Here is an 18,474-nt window from a genome sequence, read left to right on the forward strand (position 1 = left end):
ATTCATGAACCATCAACTATCAACTTCTTCACTGTGCATCTTCGGGCAAGGTAACGCGAAAAACAGACCCTCGGCCCTCTTCACTTTCTACCTCAATGTTTCCGTTGTGTTTTTCAACGATCTGTTTAACTATGCTCAGGCCCAGCCCTGTGGATTGTTCGCCCTTGAGCCCGGGGCGACCTGCTTTGGTAAAGGCGTCAAAAATTATAGGTAATTTGTCTTTAGGGATCCCGATACCCTGATCCTTAACTTAAATGATGATCCGGAAATCTTTTTTGCTGATATCTATCTCAATAGTGCTTCTTTCCCTCGAAAATTTTAAGGCATTGCCAATAAGGTTATCAATTACACGCTGAAATTTCTCATGGTTAAGCTGTACCCATGCCGGCACAACGCGGCAGTTCAACTCAATACTTTTACTTCCTTTTTGGTTTGCCCATTTATTGATAACGCCCGCCATAAATTGGTCCAGGTCGGTCCTTACCGTAATAAACTCAGCTGTATTCTGGTTGCGGGCGGATTCAAGCAATTCATCAATGATCGTTCGGGCCTGTACACACGATGCCTTTATCATATTCAGGTTTTCCTGTAATTCAGCGTCTATTTCGTCCATTTCCATCACCATGGCAAGGGTTTCAACCGCTGCTATGGGATTGCGTAGGTCATGCGCAACGGTGCCCAATAATTGACTTTTAAAATCGCTGCTACGTTCTATTTCCAGGTTTTTCTCTTTTATCTCAATTAGCTGCAGGTAGTAGTTGAATTTGTAGGTGAAAAAATAACGGGAAATCAAATAAAAACCGCCGAGTAAAACAAAAGAAATCAGTTCATTATAAACCATTTCGGTCGGGTCGGTCTGGGCCCAGATCAAAAGCGATGTAAATACCAGCGCCGCCGCGATGATGAGCATAATGGTTTCGTAATATTCAAATACAAATAATATGCTTACCGTGGATAGTGCAATTAAATAAAGTACGAGCGCGTTTTTGGGATCGGATGTTGCTATAAAACTGGAATACATTCCACAAACGATCAGGTACATTGCAAAACCAAAAATGTATAACGACAATATGGCAGTCGCTTTTCGTTTTTTCCGGTAAATATCAATCATCCAATAGCTGAGCGAATAGAATAAAAGGCTGGTTCCTAAAAACACCCAATTCGTTATATTGAATTCAGGAAAATTATCAGCTCTTGTGAGGCTTAAAGGAAAAACGAGGTAGAGTACCCTAATGACTGCATTTAATAAGAAAAAAATAAGCGAAGCTACGCGAACCGATATCAGGTTTTGCCCGGTATAGTAATTACGCCAGTCAAATTTATATTTATTGCCTAAGTTTTTTAATTGAGCTTTGTTCAATTTATTTTGCGGTTAACCGGGAGTACAAAAGTATAAATTTTATGGTGCAACTTATAATCAAAAAACCCAAAAACCGCTGTGACAAAATAACTTATTGAATTAATTTAAATGGACAATTTAGCAGAATTCAGGTTGTGGCAGGGGTTTTGATTAGTTAAAACCGGTAGCGATGAATAGACTGATTAAGTGGGTTATTTGCTTATAGTTGATGACAATCCTTATCAAAACACTTAATCGTCTGTAACCTTCTATCCTAAAAAAAACACGATGAATTTTAATAATTTTACCATAAAAGCACAAGAGGCCGTACAAAAAGCTTCTGAAATAGCTGCCGGGAACCAGCAGCAGGCGATTGAAACCACACACCTGCTTAAGGGCTTATTGCTGGCTGATGAAAATGTAATTACTTATTTGCTAAAGAAGTTAAATGTAAACGTTAACCGTTTAAATGAAACCCTTGACACGCAGATCAATTCGTTCCCTAAAGTAAGTGGCACCAATATTTACCTGGCTGCAGGTACCAATTCGGCTTTGCAAAAAGCACAATCTTATTTAAAGGAATTTAAGGATGAGTTTGTATCTGTTGAGCATATATTACTCGGTATTTTATCTGTAAACGATAAAACAAGCACAGCCTTAAAAGACTACGGCGTAAACGAAAAAGACCTTAAAAAGGCCATTGTAAGCCTGCGCGGCGATAATAAGGTAACAGACCAAAATGCTGAAGCAACCTATAATGCCCTGAATAAATATGCCCGTAATCTGAATGAGTATGCAGAATCAGGCAAGCTTGACCCGGTGATCGGCCGTGATGAGGAGATCAGGCGGGTAATCCAGATACTATCCAGGAGGACAAAAAATAATCCAATACTGGTTGGCGAACCGGGAGTTGGTAAAACAGCTATTGCGGAAGGTATTGCATTTCGTATCATTAAGGGGGACGTTCCTGAAAGCCTGAAAACAAAAACTGTTTATTCACTGGATATGGGCGCGCTGATAGCCGGCGCCAAATACAAAGGTGAATTTGAAGAGCGTTTAAAGGCGGTGATAAAGGAAGTGACCCAGGCAGATGGCGAGATCATTTTATTTATTGATGAGATCCATACACTGGTAGGTGCAGGCGGTGGCGAAGGCGCCATGGATGCAGCAAATATTTTAAAGCCTGCCCTGGCCCGAGGTGAGTTAAGGGCCATAGGCGCCACTACGTTGAATGAATACCAGAAATATCTTGAAAAAGATAAAGCGCTGGAGCGCAGGTTCCAGATGGTAATTGTTGATGAACCGGATACCGCTGACGCTATTTCGATTCTGCGTGGTTTAAAGGAAAGGTACGAAACACACCACAAAGTGCGGATAAAGGATGAAGCGATTATCGCCGCCGTTGAAATGTCGCAGCGTTATATATCCGACAGGTTTTTGCCGGATAAAGCGATCGACCTGATGGATGAAGCCGCCTCCAAACTGCGTTTGGAGATGGATTCGGTGCCCGAAGCCGTTGATGAACTGGATCGCCGCATTATGCAGCTGGAAATTGAGCGGGAAGCGATTAAGCGCGAAAAGGATGATAAAAAAGTAAAGGAACTGAGCGTAGAGATCGCTAACTTATCAGCAGAAAGGGATTCGTTACGCGCCAAATGGCAGGGCGAAAAAGACCTTGTTGATGGCATCAACATAAAGGTTGAATTGATAGAAAATTATAAATTGGAAGCTGAACAGGCCGAACGCGCCGGTGATTACGGTAAGGTGGCTGAATTGCGTTACGGCACCATCGTGAAAGCCCAAAAAGAAGTGGAAGAACTTAAAGCCGCGCTTTTGGAAAACCAGAGTGATAGCCGTATGCTGAAAGAGGAAGTTACTTCGGAAGATATTGCCGGCGTAGTATCACGCTGGACAGGGATCCCTGTTTCAAAAATGATACAAAGTGAGCGCGAAAAGCTGCTGCACCTGGAAGATGAATTGCATAAACGTGTGGCAGGGCAGGAGGAAGCGATTGAAGCGATAAGTGATGCAATACGCAGAAGCCGCGCCGGTTTGCAGGATAAGAAAAAACCAATTGGGTCCTTTATATTTTTGGGAACTACCGGTGTGGGTAAAACAGAGCTTGCAAAAGCTTTGGCAGAATACCTGTTTAATGATGAAGGGGCTTTGGTGAGGATTGATATGTCCGAATACCAGGAGCGCCACTCTGTTTCAAGGCTGGTAGGTGCGCCTCCGGGATATGTTGGTTATGATGAAGGCGGACAGTTAACCGAAGCCGTACGCCGTAAGCCATACAGCGTAGTATTATTGGATGAGATAGAAAAAGCCCACCCGGATGTATTCAATATCCTGTTGCAGGTTTTGGATGACGGTCGTTTAACCGATAATAAAGGCAGGGTGGTAAACTTTAAAAATACGATCATCATTATGACCTCGAATATCGGCTCAAATATCATCCAGGAGAATTACCAGGATTACAGTGAATTTGACAAAGACGAGATCATGTCGAAAACTAAATCCCAGCTGTTTGAATTGTTAAGAAAAACAATTCGCCCTGAGTTTTTAAACCGGATTGATGAGATCATCATGTTTACTCCGCTTGGCAGGGACGAGATTACCGATATTGTTAAAATGCAGTTTAAACAGGTGCAGCAAACCCTGGCTGAAATGGGAATAACCATCGAGGCATCGGAGGAAGCATTGGACTGGCTGGCACAATTAGGCTACGATCCTCAATTTGGAGCAAGGCCTTTAAAACGGGTGATCCAAAAAAAGATCCTGAATGAGTTATCTAAACAAATATTGGCGGGCAAGGTGGATAAAGACAGCAAAATAAAATTGGATATGTTTGATAACCAGTTTGTGTTTTTAAATGACCATGCGGTGAAAGTAGCGGAAGCCTAATAAACAGACCATTGGGTGCCGCTGAAGGTTTGAAGCTTTGTCCTAATAGCCGTGTAACTTTTGTAAACTATAACAATAATTAACACCGCCCAATTAGCACGATCGGTATTGCTTGTTGGAGATGGATCTTTTTATTTTTTCTAATTTGATTTAAATTGAACAGCAAAAGGCTGCACTGATTAAATAGAGTGCAGCCTTTTGTATTAAGAAAATATTTATAAGCTTATTGCATCGCCTGTTAATTGTTTTGTTTTACAGGTTTGTCCTGTTGCTTTGGTTTGTTTTCTGCTGGTTTGGCCGGTTTGGCTGGTTGTACAACAGGCTTCGGTGGATTTGCCGGCTTATTAACAGGCTTCGGCGGATTTGCGGGTAATCCGGTTGGTTTTGCCGGGTTGTTGCCCGCGCCAGCCGGTTTATTTGGATTGGCACCCGGCGCGTTAGGGTTTGCAGGGTTGTTACCCGCACCCGCCGGTTTATTTGGATTGGCACCCGGCGCTGCAGGATTACCTGGATTATTACCTAAACCTGCCGGTTTATTTGGATTGACACCTGGTTTATTTGGATTTCCTGGATTTGCATTCTGGCCATTAGGTCTGGCCGGGTTATTTCCCTGGCCGGTTGGCCTGCCCGGGTTATTGCCTTGTGGCTGATTTTGTTTGCCTCCTATACCCTGGCCAGCCTTGTTTCCTCCATTATTTTGTGGATGATAAGGGGTGACTTTTGGAACGGCTAAGTTGGCAGGTTTTCCGCCGGGATTACCTTTCGTAAATTGGTTAGGATTCTGCCTTGCCCGCCACTGGTTACCGTTTTGTTCGGCAGTTGGTTTATAATGACGTTCACGGCCTGCGTTTACTTCTGCTGCTGTTGGCCTGGCATCTATGCCACCGCGACCGCCGGTGAAGCTGTTGCGATTACGTATTTCGTTATTTCTGATCACTACCCTGTTTACGTAAACATTTCTTACCACTGTACGGTTTACCCTAACTACGGCAGTATTATAATGAAAACGCCCTTCACGCCATTCGCCGCCATAGTAACCGTGTCCTGAATAACCATATCCATAATTTATGCCACCGTAAAAACCAATATGATCGCCCCAATAACCTATATGGAAAATGTAGCGGTTGCCTTCGTAACCCCAGTAAGGAGGTGTCCATAAAACACCCGGATTTGGCGGCGCCACCCATGCGCCAGGTACCCAATAATAATCTCCTCTTTCGCGGCTAAAGGCCCAATAGCCCGGCTGCCACAGATACCCATCGCTTGGGCATTCAGGTTGTTCGTATTCGGGCATTTCTGGTGGTGCATTGTCTGCGGCTACATCAGCATCCACAGGCTGGTCTAAATCAACCGCTGCGTCAACAGCAACCTGTCCACCTTGCTCTGGCAACGGCTGGTTTGCAAGTTCCTCATTAAACTTTTGGGCATACATTGCCGCTTTTCTAAGGTTAAATACATTGTTAGCTAATATTCTTTCCTGTACCCATGACTGTGTGTTTTGGTCAAAATAATATAAGGTATTATCATCAACATGATAAACAAAGGTGTACGCATTTTTATTTTGCTCGGGATTTTGCGCCTGGTGGTCCAGCGAGATCTGGTAGCCATTAACATTCGTTTCAACGCCCATTTGCGTAATGGTAAAAACTCTGTTATTGAATTCAGGAGAAAGTCCTGATAATACCATATTTGCACTGGCAGTAGTTCTAACCAGGTCAATCAGTGAATTTTTAAATAAGATTGCCAAATCGGTATTCACAGGGGTTTCCTGGCCCGATTGTGGATCGATAACGTAAATCTGAGCCCTCGGATGTGTGTCCACAACCGGGTTTTGCGCGTAACTTATGCTGCAAATAGCGAACATAAACAATGCTAGAAAAAATGATTTCATAAAATTAGAGGTTAAATAATTGTTAAACTGTAAACGGGTATTTAAATAAGGTTATAATAAAACTGCGGGGTATTATAAAAGTAAATATTTTCGGATACTATCAAAGGTAAAAAGTATTTTATTTTGAAAAAGTGATATTAATCATGAATATAGGTGTCAGTCGCTTTTTTAATATCACCTGATTACCCATTGGTTTTAAATTGTTTTTTGCTGCACTTTGCGATTATATCATAAATTTGATTTTTCCTGTAATTCTCTGATAAATCATTAAATTCCAAGGCGGATGACTGCATCTTTTTTATACTTGTTAATATGCCTTATTGCAGCTATAGCCTTAATTGTTCTGCTTACCACCAAATATAAAGTTCCGGCTTTTTTTGCTTTGATCTTATCGGCGTTCCTGGTGGGTTTGAGTGTGCAAATGCCCATTGGTTTAATGATAGTAACAATTAAAGATGGGTTTGGCAATATCCTTAAATTATTAGGCCTTGTGATCGTTTTGGGCACAACGTTAGGAGTGTTGCTTGAATACACCGGAAGTACGGCAGTAATGGCAGGTTATATTTTGAAAAGGACCGGCGAGAAACACGCAGCCTGGGCGATGAGCATTACAGGTTTTATAGTCGGGTTGCCTATATTTTGTGATTCAGGATTCATCGTATTGAGCGGACTGAACAAAAGCCTTGCCCGGCGGGCCGGAATACCGTTAACCATGATGTCGGTTTCATTGGCAACGGGTCTTTATGCTGTTCATTGCATGGCGCCCCCGCACCCGGGTAGTACTGCTGCCGCAGGAATCATAGGAGCTGATATTGGTAAACTGATGGTATACGGCGCCATCATTGGTATCCCCGGAATGATCGTCGGAAACCTTTGGGCAAAGTATGCGGGAAGAAAATACCCGGACGACAAACCCGTGATTGAAGTAAACCCCGCAGTAATGTTGCAGGGGCCTTCGGTTATCAAAGCTTTTTTGCCAATTATTGTGCCTTTATTATTAATAGCTTTAAAATCTTTCATTACCCTGGGTGTTTTATCTCATGCCAAATGGCTTGTCCAACTGCTCTCTGTTGGTGATCCCGTTACAGCGCTTATGGTTGGCATTTTGCTGGCCTTCAATTGCAAAAGAAATTGGACGAAAACTGAATTAGGGACCCTTTTGCAGGATTCGGTGGATAAAGCGGGCGGGATATTGATCATCATTGGTGCCGGCGGCGCTTTTGGTGCCATATTGGCTGCAACAAAAATAGGCGTCCATTTCAGTGAGTTTTTAAACCTCGGCTATTTGGGTTTATTTTTCCCTTTCCTGTTAACCTTCGTTTTAAAAACAGCACAAGGTTCATCAACAGTAGCTATTATTACTGCGGCAACCATTGTACAACCCCTGTTGGCAAACTTGGGCCTTGATTCCGAAAATGGAAGGTTATTATGTGTACTGGCAATGGGAGCTGGTTCAATGATGATATCACATGCCAACGACGCTTATTTTTGGGTGATCGCTAAATTTTCAGGTCTTGAAATGAAGGCAATGCTTAGGGTTTATGCTATAGCTACCATTTTTATGGGGCTAACTTCAATCACGTTGGTTTATATTCTTTCTAAATTTATCTGACATGCACATATTGATAGCCCCAAACGCTTTTAAGAACAGCCTTTCTGCCGAAGACGCGGCATTGGCTATCAAACAAGGGCTGCAAATGAGTAAACTTAAATGTACTATCACTTGTTTCCCGATTGCCGATGGGGGCGATGGCACGGGGTCACTGATCATCAAACAATGCAAAGGTAAGGTCATTAAAAAAGAAGTCAAGAATCCTTTGGGTACGAAGATCGTGTCACAATTCGGCTTGATCGATAATGGGAAGACAGCGGTTGTTGAAATGGCAGACGCATCAGGATTAAGACTTTTAAATAAAGATGAGCTAAATCCAAGGCTGGCCTCGTCAGCCGGAACGGGTGAACTGATCAGCTTTGCACTGGATGCAGGCGCAAATAAGATCATTATTGCGATGGGCGGCTCGGCCACTGTTGATGGCGGCTGCGGTATTTTGGCCGCGCTGGGCGTAAGATTTTTTGATAAGGCAGATAATCTTTTGCAACCTGTTCCACAAGGTCTTACAAATCTCGCGCGGATAGACATATCGCAGCTTGATCAACGCATTTTTGATTGTGAAATAATTGTGTTATGCGATGTAAACAACAAACTACTGGGTCCCGATGGCTCAGCGGCTATATTCGGTCCGCAAAAGGGCGCCGGCCCGGATGATGTGGCTAAGCTCGAAAAATTCCTGGTCAGCCTTGATGATATTACCTATAAGCAGGATGGCAAAAGAATGTCGGAAATGAATTATGGCGGTACCGCCGGCGGAGCAGCTGCAGGTTTAAGTGCCTTTTTAAATGCAAAACTGGTTAATGGAATCGGATACTTTTTACAGGTAACCGGTTTTGATGCTGAGCTGAAAAAAAGTAATTTATTGATCACCGGCGAAGGCAGTATTGATATGCAAACGCTGCAGGGCAAAGGCCCTTTTGGTGTTGCCGAACAGGCAAAAAAAAATAAAATACCGGTGATAGGATTAGCCGGCCTTGTTCCGCCGGACAGTAATTCTGAGTTAAATAGGTATTTCGATGTACTGCTGGCTATTGGAAACGGGCCTGCAGGCCTGCCAGAAGCTTTAAAGCATACAAGGGCGAACCTGCTAAGGACATCCAGGGTGATTGGAGACCTGTTATCGTTAAATAAATAAAGTATGACAGGTAATCCAAAGTGATATTATTTCCTGTTTTTCCCTTCCACCAGGTAATTAAAACTCAGGCCCGCTGCCGGGTATTGTATTTCCAACTGATGCTGGATTTTTTTATAAACCCTTATTTCAGGATATGGCGCTACATTAGTTTCAGATAAGGCCCAATATCCAAGGTCGATCGTGTTACAACCGTTGCAGAGATGGCGGTAATCAGGCCTGTAAAACCGCCTTAACCCGGGGCACTTGCTGGTATCTTTAACGCAAATAAGCATTTGCGGTAATTTGCCGGAATACATTGCCGACGATAAGTAATTGTCCCAGTAACCTGCCATGTTGAGGGCTGGCAAAATTCCCCAGCAAATCAAAACGAGTACATTTCTGCCTGAAAGAAGATATATAAATGGCAGGTCTGTTTTTTCACTTTTTAAGAAGATGAGGTATAAATAGAGGATCATGGCAATATTCCATGGCCATACAATGCGATTGTAGCGCAGGCCGAACGGACCTAAAAATATAAGGATAAACAGGTGCATTAATATTAACAACCCTGCTGATATTTTTCTGGTTCTTATAAAGAGCAAGCCTAAACCAGCTGTCAACTCAAAAAAGCCGGCACAAAGGCCGGCATAAAATAACAAGCCTTGCTGCGTGGTTTTTGTCGGGATCCGGAGGAATAAATGAAGGATCATTTTACTCCAGATGGTTTGCAAAAAACCTTCATTAAGTTTGCCCAAACCGCTGTAAAAATAAGTTGATGCTAAAATGAATGCAAAAGCAATAGTAGCTAACTTTTGATTGCCTGCATTTACAATAAAAATAAAGAGCGTAAACATGTACAGGTAATCCCAGGGCTGAATCCTGTTTTGGTCTAACAGGCAGGATAGGAGTTCTGCTAACAGTAAACCAGTCAAAAATATTTTGTTTTTTGGCGCGATGAGCAGTGCTAAAAGAAATAATATGGAAAGGCTAAATAAGGCAATATGAATGGCCGGCGGGAAATGGCCGGTAAATTCAAAAACCGGCGCGGTTGGAAATAACCGGCTTGTAGTGAACATGCGCCACCCCAGCAACTTTACAGGCAGCCAGCAAAAACAAGTTACCCTTACAATCAATATATTTAATTTTTCGTACTGGCCCGGTAAGGTGGTGCTGCGCATTGGCGGAGTTTAAATCTTACCAAAATAAAAAAATAAAACCCGATTTGCTTATGTAAACCGGGTTTTTATTTATGATAATAGTGGCCAGTTCTGTTGGTTGTTTAACTGTTATGCGGACTGCTAATAAAAATAGGCGTTAGTAATGAGGTCCGCAGCCAATTTATCGCCGTTATTTGTGGTATTGGCCAATCCATGAAACAAAATAGTATATACAAAACCGTTACTAATGGGTACGTTAGGTAAGGTCGCTAAAACCGTATTGGTGCCGGTTTGCATGATTTGGAAGGTATAATTTGTTTGCCCGCTGATTGGCAAAAATGACGAATACCCTTTAAAAGCCTTGTTTGAAACTAAAACCTGGCCGCCCTGTACTTTCAAATCAACGGCAGAGGCATCGGGACTTAGATTTACCAGGCGAATACTTGCGTTGCCCGACGCAGGTCTGTTAAGGGTATCGTTCAGTAAAACTATTTCGGGATGCGCGCTTGTATTAGCAAGGAAAAGCGAATAGGCATTATTCGCGACAAGCGTAACCGTAGCTGTTGTAATGGTGTTCAATGAGTTTGTAAAAAAGAGATTTACCGTTCTTTGCCCCGCGTATGCCCTGAAATAGTCAATATCATCACCATAGTAAAGCGGGTTTTGATTAACCTGGTTGGTGTTTAAAGCAAGGTTCATGGCCGGTTCATCAGGCGATGCCTGGTAAAAAGTTACCAGCGCGGTAGGCGGGGCCACGTAATTAGAGGTATCTTTCAGGCACGAGCTTAACAATAAGGAAAATAACCCCAACGCGCCTATTCCCCATTTCATTTTTTTTGAATTTTTTAAAAGCCTTTTCATAATGCAGGTATTTTTGAAACTATTTTATTGCCATAACGAGATCCGGGCTTAATTCGCTACAAAAGCGATGTTAAATTTTGCCGTTTTTAATTAAAGTGTTATATCCCGTTCTTGCAACGGCTAAGCATTCGCATTCATGAAATCCCGTAAAACTACGTGGCCAATTGCCGTAAAAACCCTTTGTATCCCGGTTTATATTTTGTTTAGTTTTATACTAACATTACTAAACACACAAAATCTTAACGCTATGGAAGCTCACCAAACAGATCATTCCAATATGAAACTTGGAAAGTCGCCGGCAGTTCACGATCCCCGGACGTTACTGATGGCTAACTATTTAACCCCTGACGCATTGCCGCCAACGCCCGCAAAATACATTTATGCAAAAAACATACCTGCAACGGGATGGGGGATGATGGCTAATGATAAAATTGGAGATTGTACCTGCGCCGCCGCCGGGCATTTAATAATGGAGTGGACAGATGATAACGGCGCCCTGGTTACCCCATCAGATCAGGATATTATCAATGCTTATTCGTCCATAACCGGGTATGATCCGGCTACAGGCAAAAATGATAACGGCGCGGTTGAAACCAATGTGCTGAATTACTGGAGAAAGACAGGAATTGCCGGGCATAAAATAATGGCATATGCATCGCTTGAACCCAAAAATGAAACCCATATTAAATTAGGTACTTTTTTATTTGGCGGCTGTTATATCGGGGTGTCCTTACCTTTAACCGCGCAAACACAAAAAGTTTGGTCGGTGCCGCCGGGCGGTGCAACCGGTAGGGGTGCGCCTGGATCATGGGGCGGCCATGCGGTGTGCGTGGTCGGTTATGATAGCCACGGATTGACCATTATAACCTGGGGTGCTACCAAAAAGATGACGTGGTCTTTTTGGAACGCCTATTGTGATGAAGCCTATGCCATTATCAGCACCGACTTTGCTGGTGCAAAAACCGCCCCCAGCGGTTTTGACCTGGCCGCATTGCAGGCAGATCTGAAACTGATTGTGGCCTGAGGTAGTTGAAATAAGTTGTAAGGGTTGTAAGTAGTGGTAAAGGTTTTAAATTACAACCCTTACAACCTTTTTTAGCAACTAATCATAACAAAGTATATATTTGAAGAACCTTCAATTATTTCACCTTTATTATGATTCAGAGAAAAGTTATCCTTTGGTCCGTTATCGTCGCTATTGGCGGCTTTATTTTCGGGTTTGATACCGTTGTTATTTCCGGTGCAGAACAAGCCATCCAGGCTTATTGGCAACTTGGGGCCTTAGCACATGGCCTTACAACGTCCATAGCCATTGTTGGCACGGTTTGCGGCGCGTTCTTCGGACGGATACCTGCAGACGCCCTCGGCCGTAAAAAGTCGCTCATTATCATCGCGCTGATATTTTTATTTTCAGCAATATTTTCTTCATTCGCAACCAACTGGTACCTGTTCATGATCTTTCGCTTTATCGGCGGGATAGGGGTGGGCGCTTCATCAATTATTGCACCGATATATATATCGGAAATTTCACCGGCTGCTGCCAGGGGCAGGTTAGTGGTTTTGTTCCAGTTTAACATTGTATTTGGTATTGTGATCGCTTTGCTTTCAAACCTTGTCATCGTTCGGATACTGGGACCCTCGCACAATGATGCATGGCGTTATATGCTCGGCGTAATGGCCGTTCCTTCACTTATATTTTTGCTCTTGCTGAAATTAGTACCTGAGAGCCCGCGCTGGTTACTCCTGCAAGGACGTTATGATGAAGCAAAAGATATATTTCAAATTATTAATCCTGATGGTTTTCAAGGAGAATTGGATTCGATCGTCAAAAGCAACAAAGAAGATGCTGAAGAGCCGGGCGGAAAAGAACTATTCAGCGGCAGGTACAAAGTGCCCGCAAGACTTGCCGTACTGATTGCATTTTTTAACCAGGTTTCGGGTATTAACGCTATACTTTACTATGCTCCCCGGATATTTGAAATGACGGGCCTTGGTAAAAACGCTTCCCTGGCCTCATCGCTGGGTCTGGGTATCGTTAACTTTACGTTTACGATGATAGCCATCAAATTTATTGACAGCGTGGGCCGCAGAAAGCTGATGTTTATTGGGTCGGTCGGGTTGATCCTCACGTTAGGCTTAGTAAGCTTTTCGTTTTTTACGCAAAATTTTAGTGGCTATTATATAATAATATACTTGTCGTTGTTTATCGCATTTTTCTCTTTTTCACAAGGTGCCGTTATCTGGGTATTTATCTCCGAGATCTTCCCGAACCAGGTGCGTGCCAAAGGGCAAACACTCGGCAGCTTTACCCATTGGTTTATGGCGGCATTAATCACTTTTATTTTCCCCTATTTTACCGAAAAGCTAGGCGGCGGAAACACGTTTTTGTTTTTTACCATCATGATGGTATTCCAATTGCTGTTTGTTTGGAAGATGATGCCTGAAACCAAAGGCAAATCATTGGAAGATATTGAGCACACTTTGATAGGACACTAAAAGAATAAATTCCACTTTGTTAATACAAAAGCCACAGGAAACTCTCCCGTGGTTTTTGTTTTTTCTCCATTTTTCGTTTCTTGTATTCATTTTACCGGGTATCTGTTTGATGCGCGTATATCGTCATTAAACCACGAAGAATGAATTTTTAACCTTTATGTTTTCGTTAAGTTTAGATGCTGATAATGTTCAATAAAATCAGATTAAATGTCCGATTGTTAAATGCTTATTATCAAAGCATTAAGCCTTTAAATTGGCGCTAAAAATTCAGAATTAATCCAGAATTGACCAGGTTTTTTGATCTAAATCAACGAATCGGAATGGTTGCAAAGTTTTACTTACTCTCCTTTTTTATACTTTTCTCAGCAAGCGTATTTGCTCAAAATGCTTCTATCAGTGGCCGTGTAGCCGATAAAAATAACAACGAGCCATTGGCGGGTGCGGTAGTTTATTTAGACGGCAGCAAGAATTCTTCGGTTGTTAATGACAAAGGAGAATATGCATTATTAAATGTATCGCCGGGGAAACACCAGGTAGTTGTTAAATACATCAGTTACCTGGATCATTCGGAAAACGTCACATTAAGCTCAGGTCAGGCTTTGGTGCTGAATATGAAATTGCATCAAAACACTCAGAACTTAAATGAGGTAAATGTTCATGGGCGTCTTTTGACCGAAAATGAAGCTGCTGCAAGGGCAAATGAAAAAAACTCAGATAACGTAAAAAACGTTATCAGCGCACAAGCCATTGCCAAATCACCGGATATCAATGCTGCAAACGTATTACAACGTGTTTCAGGCGTTACTATACAGCGGAATGCGGGCGGAGATGATGCTTTCGCAATAATTCGGGGGCTGGAACCGCGGTATAATAATACCCTGATCAACGGGATCCAAATAGCAAGCCCTTCCAGTAAAACCAGGTTAGTATCGTTAAGCGTAGTCCCTTCAGATTTGTTGGCCAGGATTGAAGTTGACAAAACATTAACGCCGGAAATGGAAGGCGACGCCATTGGTGGAACGGTAAACATGGTGTTTAAAGATGCACCAGATAAAAGAGAAATTTCGGCAACAAGTTCTATCGGGTACGAACAGCTTTTCCTCGACCGCAAATTTGTTGATTTTTCGAAGAAAGATATACATACCTATAGCCCATCTGAAACAAATGAGGCCAACTACATAGCGCAGCCCGGTGATTTTACCCGCTCGAACCTTGACTTTAAAAATATCCAGGCTCCGCCTTCAGAAACTTTTACTTTAAGTTTTGGCGAAAGGTTTTTAAACAATAAGCTTGGTTTAATAATAGGCAACAGCTATCAAAATAATTATTTCGGTTCAAATACCGAAGGGAATATCGGGAACGCCGATCCTAACGATCCGGATAGACGGCCGGTAATTAATGACATTTATAATCGCGCAATATCAAGCCGGCAAATCCTGAATAACCTCATTGCTCATTTGGATTATAAAATAAACGATCGGAATAAGATCGTATTCGATAATGTTTTCCTTTATTCACGTATTGAAGAAGCTTTATTCAATGCGGATACTTCCATCAGGGGAGGTAATGGCGGCAGGACAATTTCCGGGACAGGGCCGGTTAGCATCACCAGGCAATCTACCGTAACCAGCCAGTATATTGAAAATATAAAGCTGTCTGGTAATCATGTTTTAGGCGAACATTTATCATTCGATTGGTACGGAGCATTCTCTGATGCTTTTGTACGTACCCCGGATCAGGCGGCTATCAGCTCCAATATTTTAATAGCTTACGATCCTGCTACCGGTTTTACAAAAACCCCTGAATTTTTTGATGAGATAGATCGTACCTGGGCACATAACAATGACAAGGATTTTGATGGCGCCGGTAAAATTACCTATAAAACCAAAATTAAAAACGCCCTGCTTGAAATAAAGGCAGGCGGCTTATACCGCCACAAATCAAGGTATAACTATGAAGATGAGTACATTTTAAAAAATGTTGCTGATGCTAACGGCGGCAAGCCGGCTTTTACTAATATCTATACTTTGCAATGGTCTGTTTACAACGTCTACGGTGCCGGGGCTTACAACGTAAATAATTATACAGCTACTGAGGATGTTGGTGCATACTACGGGATGGCGAAGGTTTCGTTCCCTAAATTAGAGCTTTTAGGCGGAGTGAGGGCTGAAACCACCTCACAGGATATCCATGTTTTACAGGATATCACGAATGCAAGCGAGATAACCAAGAATTATACTGATTTATTACCGAGTGTCAATATAAAATACAAGGTAAGTGAAAAAGCTAATTTACGATTGGCTTATTACGCCTCCATAGCAAGGCCCGCTTACTTTGAACTGGTGCCCACAGGCTCCACAGGTGCCAGCAACGGGGTGTCAACACTAGGCAATCCGGCTTTAAAGCACACCACAGCAAATAATTATGATTTCAGGTATGAGATTTTCCCAAAGGCCGATGAGCAGTTTTTTATTGGAACCTATTATAAACAATTAACTAACCCTATTGAATTTGCCTATGTTGGTGGAAACAGCAGTGTGATTATGCCCATCAATACCGGATCGGCGAAGGTAGCTGGTGTTGAGCTGGGGTATACCAAATTTATAGGCAATTACGGCATAAGCGGTAATTACGCTTATAATTATTCTGACGTTACTGATAACAAGAAAATAAACCGGTTAAATCCTACCCAGGATACGATTGAGCATAGGATGCTTAGCGGCGCATCTGTTCATGACCTGAATGTTTCGCTTTTATACAGAAACAAAAAGACAGGCCTAAATGCCCAGCTTGCCTTTCAGTACTTAGGTAAAACATTAGTGGGGCGTTATCCGGACAATGGTGATAATTATATCCAACAGCCTTTGTCGTCCCTCGCATTTTCTGCCGATAAAAGCATAGGTAAACACTTTACCATATTCACCAAACTCAATAATCTTTTAAATACACACACAACAGTTGTTTTACACAACTTTCAAAACGGTAACGAAATTACAAAGGCTACCTACCTGGTAGGTGCGCGGTACAATTACTAAAAACGACTATTAATAATTTATCAAAATGAAAACAAAACAACTCTCATGCTGGATTGCCGCTATAACTTTAGCCGCATCAATAGCTTCGTGCTCAAAAAAGGAAAATACCGGCGTTATAAAGCCGGTGATTCCGCCATCGCACCCGATTGCTGCCGGGAACATCAGTGGTTTTGTAAAAGGAACGCTGTTGACAGGTTCAACTTATACAGTGACTGCAGATATTAACGTAAACAAAGGCGACACTTTACTTGCTCAGCCAGGTGCCATCATCGTTGTAAAAAACAACTCCCAGTTTAAAATTCAAGGCGTTTTTCAGTCTATGGGGACGCAAACAAATCCGGTATCATTTAATTCCGATTCTAACACACCGGGCACCTGGGGCGGTTTTGCCTGCGACAGCGCACAGGCCGTGACGATACAATGGACAAAGATTTTTAATACAGGCGGCCCTGATAATAAAGGCAGCGCCAGGAGGACGCTGGTGGTTGCAAAACCTATAAAAGTAGATATAGAAGACAGTTGGATTGAAAATGGTCAGGACGATGGTTTAGGACTTTTTGGCGGCGCACAGGTTACCATACTTAGAAATACCATCCAGTCAGGCGGGAGCACTGATGGCGAAGCGATCAACTTAAAAACGGGAGCTACCGGCACTGTTGCTTATAATGTTATATTCAGCCAGGCTGGTACAGGCATTAAATTAGAAACAGCGGCTGTGGTAACCACTACATTAACCAATGTAAATGTGTATAACAATACCATTGTTGCCGGCGGATGGAGAAGAGGCGCTGCAGAACCAGGCAGAGGTGTATCTGCCGGTGTTAGTGCAAAAGGTAATATCTATAACAACATCATCGTAAACTGCTACCATGGTTTGGAAATATTTACTGATGACGGAAATAATAACGTAAATTACGGTAATAACTTATTCTATTCATCAGCACTAACATTTACGGATAAAACAGTGACCCCTAACGTTGTTGTTAACTTAAGGGACGGGTATTACCCTGCCGGTGCGCTTGGTGTTGCACAAACCTCCGATATCGTATCTACGGCTGTTGGAAACGGCGACCCAATGTTTGTAAGCTTTGATGGTTCATTTTTGAATCCTAACGGAGCTCCGAACAATAATGATTTTCATTTAAAAGCGGGATCACCGGCCATTGGCAAAGGGAATGCAACTTACAATGCTGATATGGGTGCTTACACTGCTGACGGTAAAGGCAACAAACATTAATCAACCTGAATTTCATCATAATAAGAAAGGGTTTGCTTTGGCAAATCCTTTTTTATTTAAATAGCTTTCATAAATAAATTGATATGAAACGAAGAGATTTTGTTAAAAATACTACGCTTACGGCAATTGGCGCCTCTGTTTTGGCCCCGTTCAGTTCGTTCGCGGGAAAAAGGATAACTTATATTAACAGCGAAGACTTAACGCTTATTCCGAAAATAAAGGATGATTATGCTTTGCATTTTATGGCTTTGGGCGACTGGGGCCGCAACGGAGAGTACGATCAATTGGAAGTAGCAAAACAAATGGGCATCTGGGGAACGGAACACCCCCTTGATTTTGTTATTTCGGTAGGAGATAATTTTTACCCAAAAGGCGTCGTTAGCGAATTTGATCCCTTGTGGCATTATTCATTTGAAAATATTTACACCGCGCATTCTCTGCAATGCGACTGGTACCCGGTATTGGGGAATCATGATTATCATTCGGATGTTGAGTCCCAGATAAAATACGGTAAAATTAGCCGTCGCTGGGATATGCCTGCCCGTTATTATGCAAAGGAGATAAGTTTGAGCAAGGGAAAAGATAAAGAGGACGGCCCTGTAAAGGAAGACAAAACATCAAAGATCAAATCAAAAGCGCTTTTGGTTTTTATAGATACGGACCCCTTTCTGCATGAAACAAAGGCAGACTATGTTGAAAAGCAAATGATATGGCTGAATGACACATTTAAACAGGCATCGCCGGAAGTTAGCTGGAAAATAGTGATCGGGCATCATCCTTATCATACCGTAGGCCCGCGTATCAACAATTACGATACGTTAACCATGC

The 18,474-nt window shown here is 42.4% G+C and carries 13 protein-coding genes; 8 read left to right on the plus strand and 5 right to left on the minus strand.

Going from position 1 to position 18,474, the window contains the following annotated elements; all coding sequences use genetic code 11:
• Positions 1 to 28: 28 nt before the first annotated feature.
• Both QZY09_RS24790 and QZY09_RS15935 read right to left on the minus strand, forming a co-directional pair.
• Entirely contained in the window at positions 29 to 235 is a 207-nt protein-coding gene (locus QZY09_RS24790; protein ID WP_367119233.1) for a sensor histidine kinase, read from the minus strand.
• A 15-nt stretch (positions 236 to 250) separates the two neighbouring features.
• The gene (locus tag QZY09_RS15935) at positions 251 to 1,360 is read right to left on the minus strand and encodes a HAMP domain-containing sensor histidine kinase (protein ID WP_295673965.1); all 1,110 of its coding nucleotides are present in this window, start codon (positions 1,358 to 1,360) and stop codon (positions 251 to 253) included.
• A gap of 267 nt (positions 1,361 to 1,627) precedes the next feature.
• Between QZY09_RS15935 and clpB the strand changes: the two genes are divergently transcribed.
• Entirely contained in the window at positions 1,628 to 4,243 is a 2,616-nt protein-coding gene (clpB, locus tag QZY09_RS15940) for an ATP-dependent chaperone ClpB (RefSeq protein WP_295673967.1), read from the plus strand.
• A 238-nt stretch (positions 4,244 to 4,481) separates the two neighbouring features.
• Here the strand turns inward: clpB and QZY09_RS15945 are convergent, their stop codons facing one another.
• A complete protein-coding gene (locus QZY09_RS15945; protein WP_295673968.1) occupies positions 4,482 to 6,134 on the minus strand; it encodes a hypothetical protein in 1,653 nt (550 codons plus the stop codon).
• A gap of 283 nt (positions 6,135 to 6,417) precedes the next feature.
• Here QZY09_RS15945 and QZY09_RS15950 point away from each other — a divergent pair, with 283 nt between their 5' ends.
• Together QZY09_RS15950 and QZY09_RS15955 are read left to right on the plus strand one after the other, a co-directional pair.
• The gene (locus tag QZY09_RS15950; RefSeq protein ID WP_295673970.1) at positions 6,418 to 7,746 is read left to right on the plus strand and encodes a GntP family permease; all 1,329 of its coding nucleotides are present in this window, start codon (positions 6,418 to 6,420) and stop codon (positions 7,744 to 7,746) included.
• A 1-nt stretch (position 7,747) separates the two neighbouring features.
• Positions 7,748 to 8,881: a glycerate kinase gene (locus tag QZY09_RS15955; protein WP_295673972.1), complete on the plus strand. Its 1,134-nt coding sequence runs from the start codon at positions 7,748 to 7,750 to the stop codon at positions 8,879 to 8,881.
• Positions 8,882 to 8,907: 26 nt separating this feature from the next.
• On the opposite strand, the gene QZY09_RS15960 is transcribed toward QZY09_RS15955, so the two are convergent.
• The gene (locus QZY09_RS15960) at positions 8,908 to 10,038 is read right to left on the minus strand and encodes a hypothetical protein (RefSeq protein WP_295673974.1); all 1,131 of its coding nucleotides are present in this window, start codon (positions 10,036 to 10,038) and stop codon (positions 8,908 to 8,910) included.
• A gap of 120 nt (positions 10,039 to 10,158) precedes the next feature.
• On the minus strand, positions 10,159 to 10,878 hold the full coding sequence (locus QZY09_RS15965; RefSeq protein ID WP_295673975.1) for a DUF4397 domain-containing protein: 720 nt from the start codon (positions 10,876 to 10,878) through the stop codon (positions 10,159 to 10,161).
• Between the two features lie 247 nt (positions 10,879 to 11,125).
• Here QZY09_RS15965 and QZY09_RS15970 point away from each other — a divergent pair, with 247 nt between their 5' ends.
• From QZY09_RS15970 to QZY09_RS15990, 5 genes are all read left to right on the plus strand, one after another.
• Entirely contained in the window at positions 11,126 to 11,902 is a 777-nt protein-coding gene (locus QZY09_RS15970) for a hypothetical protein (protein ID WP_295673977.1), read from the plus strand.
• 131 nt (positions 11,903 to 12,033) lie between these two features.
• Positions 12,034 to 13,374 (plus strand): sugar porter family MFS transporter, encoded by a 1,341-nt coding sequence (locus QZY09_RS15975; protein ID WP_295673979.1) that lies wholly within the window; start codon positions 12,034 to 12,036, stop codon positions 13,372 to 13,374.
• 320 nt (positions 13,375 to 13,694) lie between these two features.
• The gene (locus tag QZY09_RS15980; protein WP_295673981.1) at positions 13,695 to 16,409 is read left to right on the plus strand and encodes a TonB-dependent receptor; all 2,715 of its coding nucleotides are present in this window, start codon (positions 13,695 to 13,697) and stop codon (positions 16,407 to 16,409) included.
• A 25-nt stretch (positions 16,410 to 16,434) separates the two neighbouring features.
• The gene (locus tag QZY09_RS15985; RefSeq protein WP_295673982.1) at positions 16,435 to 17,646 is read left to right on the plus strand and encodes a right-handed parallel beta-helix repeat-containing protein; all 1,212 of its coding nucleotides are present in this window, start codon (positions 16,435 to 16,437) and stop codon (positions 17,644 to 17,646) included.
• Positions 17,647 to 17,729: 83 nt separating this feature from the next.
• On the plus strand, positions 17,730 to 18,474 hold a 745-nt coding region (locus QZY09_RS15990; protein ID WP_295673984.1), incomplete at its 3' end, for a metallophosphoesterase.

Origin of the sequence: uncultured Mucilaginibacter sp., from assembly GCF_903913935.1 — a bacterium.
Classification (GTDB): Bacteria; Bacteroidota; Bacteroidia; order Sphingobacteriales; family Sphingobacteriaceae; genus Mucilaginibacter.

Excerpts from the sequence above, each read along its gene's own strand:
- QZY09_RS15975 (WP_295673979.1), top strand. The coding sequence starts at position 12,034 with ATGATTCAGAGAAAAGTTATCCTTTGGTCCGTTATCGTCGCTATTGGC.
- QZY09_RS15945 (WP_295673968.1), bottom strand. The coding sequence starts at position 6,134 with ATGAAATCATTTTTTCTAGCATTGTTTATGTTCGCTATTTGCAGCATA.
- clpB (WP_295673967.1), top strand. The coding sequence starts at position 1,628 with ATGAATTTTAATAATTTTACCATAAAAGCACAAGAGGCCGTACAAAAA.
- QZY09_RS15965 (WP_295673975.1), bottom strand. The coding sequence starts at position 10,878 with ATGAAAAGGCTTTTAAAAAATTCAAAAAAAATGAAATGGGGAATAGGC.
- QZY09_RS15960 (WP_295673974.1), bottom strand. The coding sequence starts at position 10,038 with ATGCGCAGCACCACCTTACCGGGCCAGTACGAAAAATTAAATATATTG.
- QZY09_RS15970 (WP_295673977.1), top strand. The coding sequence starts at position 11,126 with ATGGAAGCTCACCAAACAGATCATTCCAATATGAAACTTGGAAAGTCG.
- QZY09_RS15985 (WP_295673982.1), top strand. The coding sequence starts at position 16,435 with ATGAAAACAAAACAACTCTCATGCTGGATTGCCGCTATAACTTTAGCC.
- QZY09_RS15980 (WP_295673981.1), top strand. The coding sequence starts at position 13,695 with ATGGTTGCAAAGTTTTACTTACTCTCCTTTTTTATACTTTTCTCAGCA.
- QZY09_RS15955 (WP_295673972.1), top strand. The coding sequence starts at position 7,748 with ATGCACATATTGATAGCCCCAAACGCTTTTAAGAACAGCCTTTCTGCC.
- QZY09_RS15950 (WP_295673970.1), top strand. The coding sequence starts at position 6,418 with ATGACTGCATCTTTTTTATACTTGTTAATATGCCTTATTGCAGCTATA.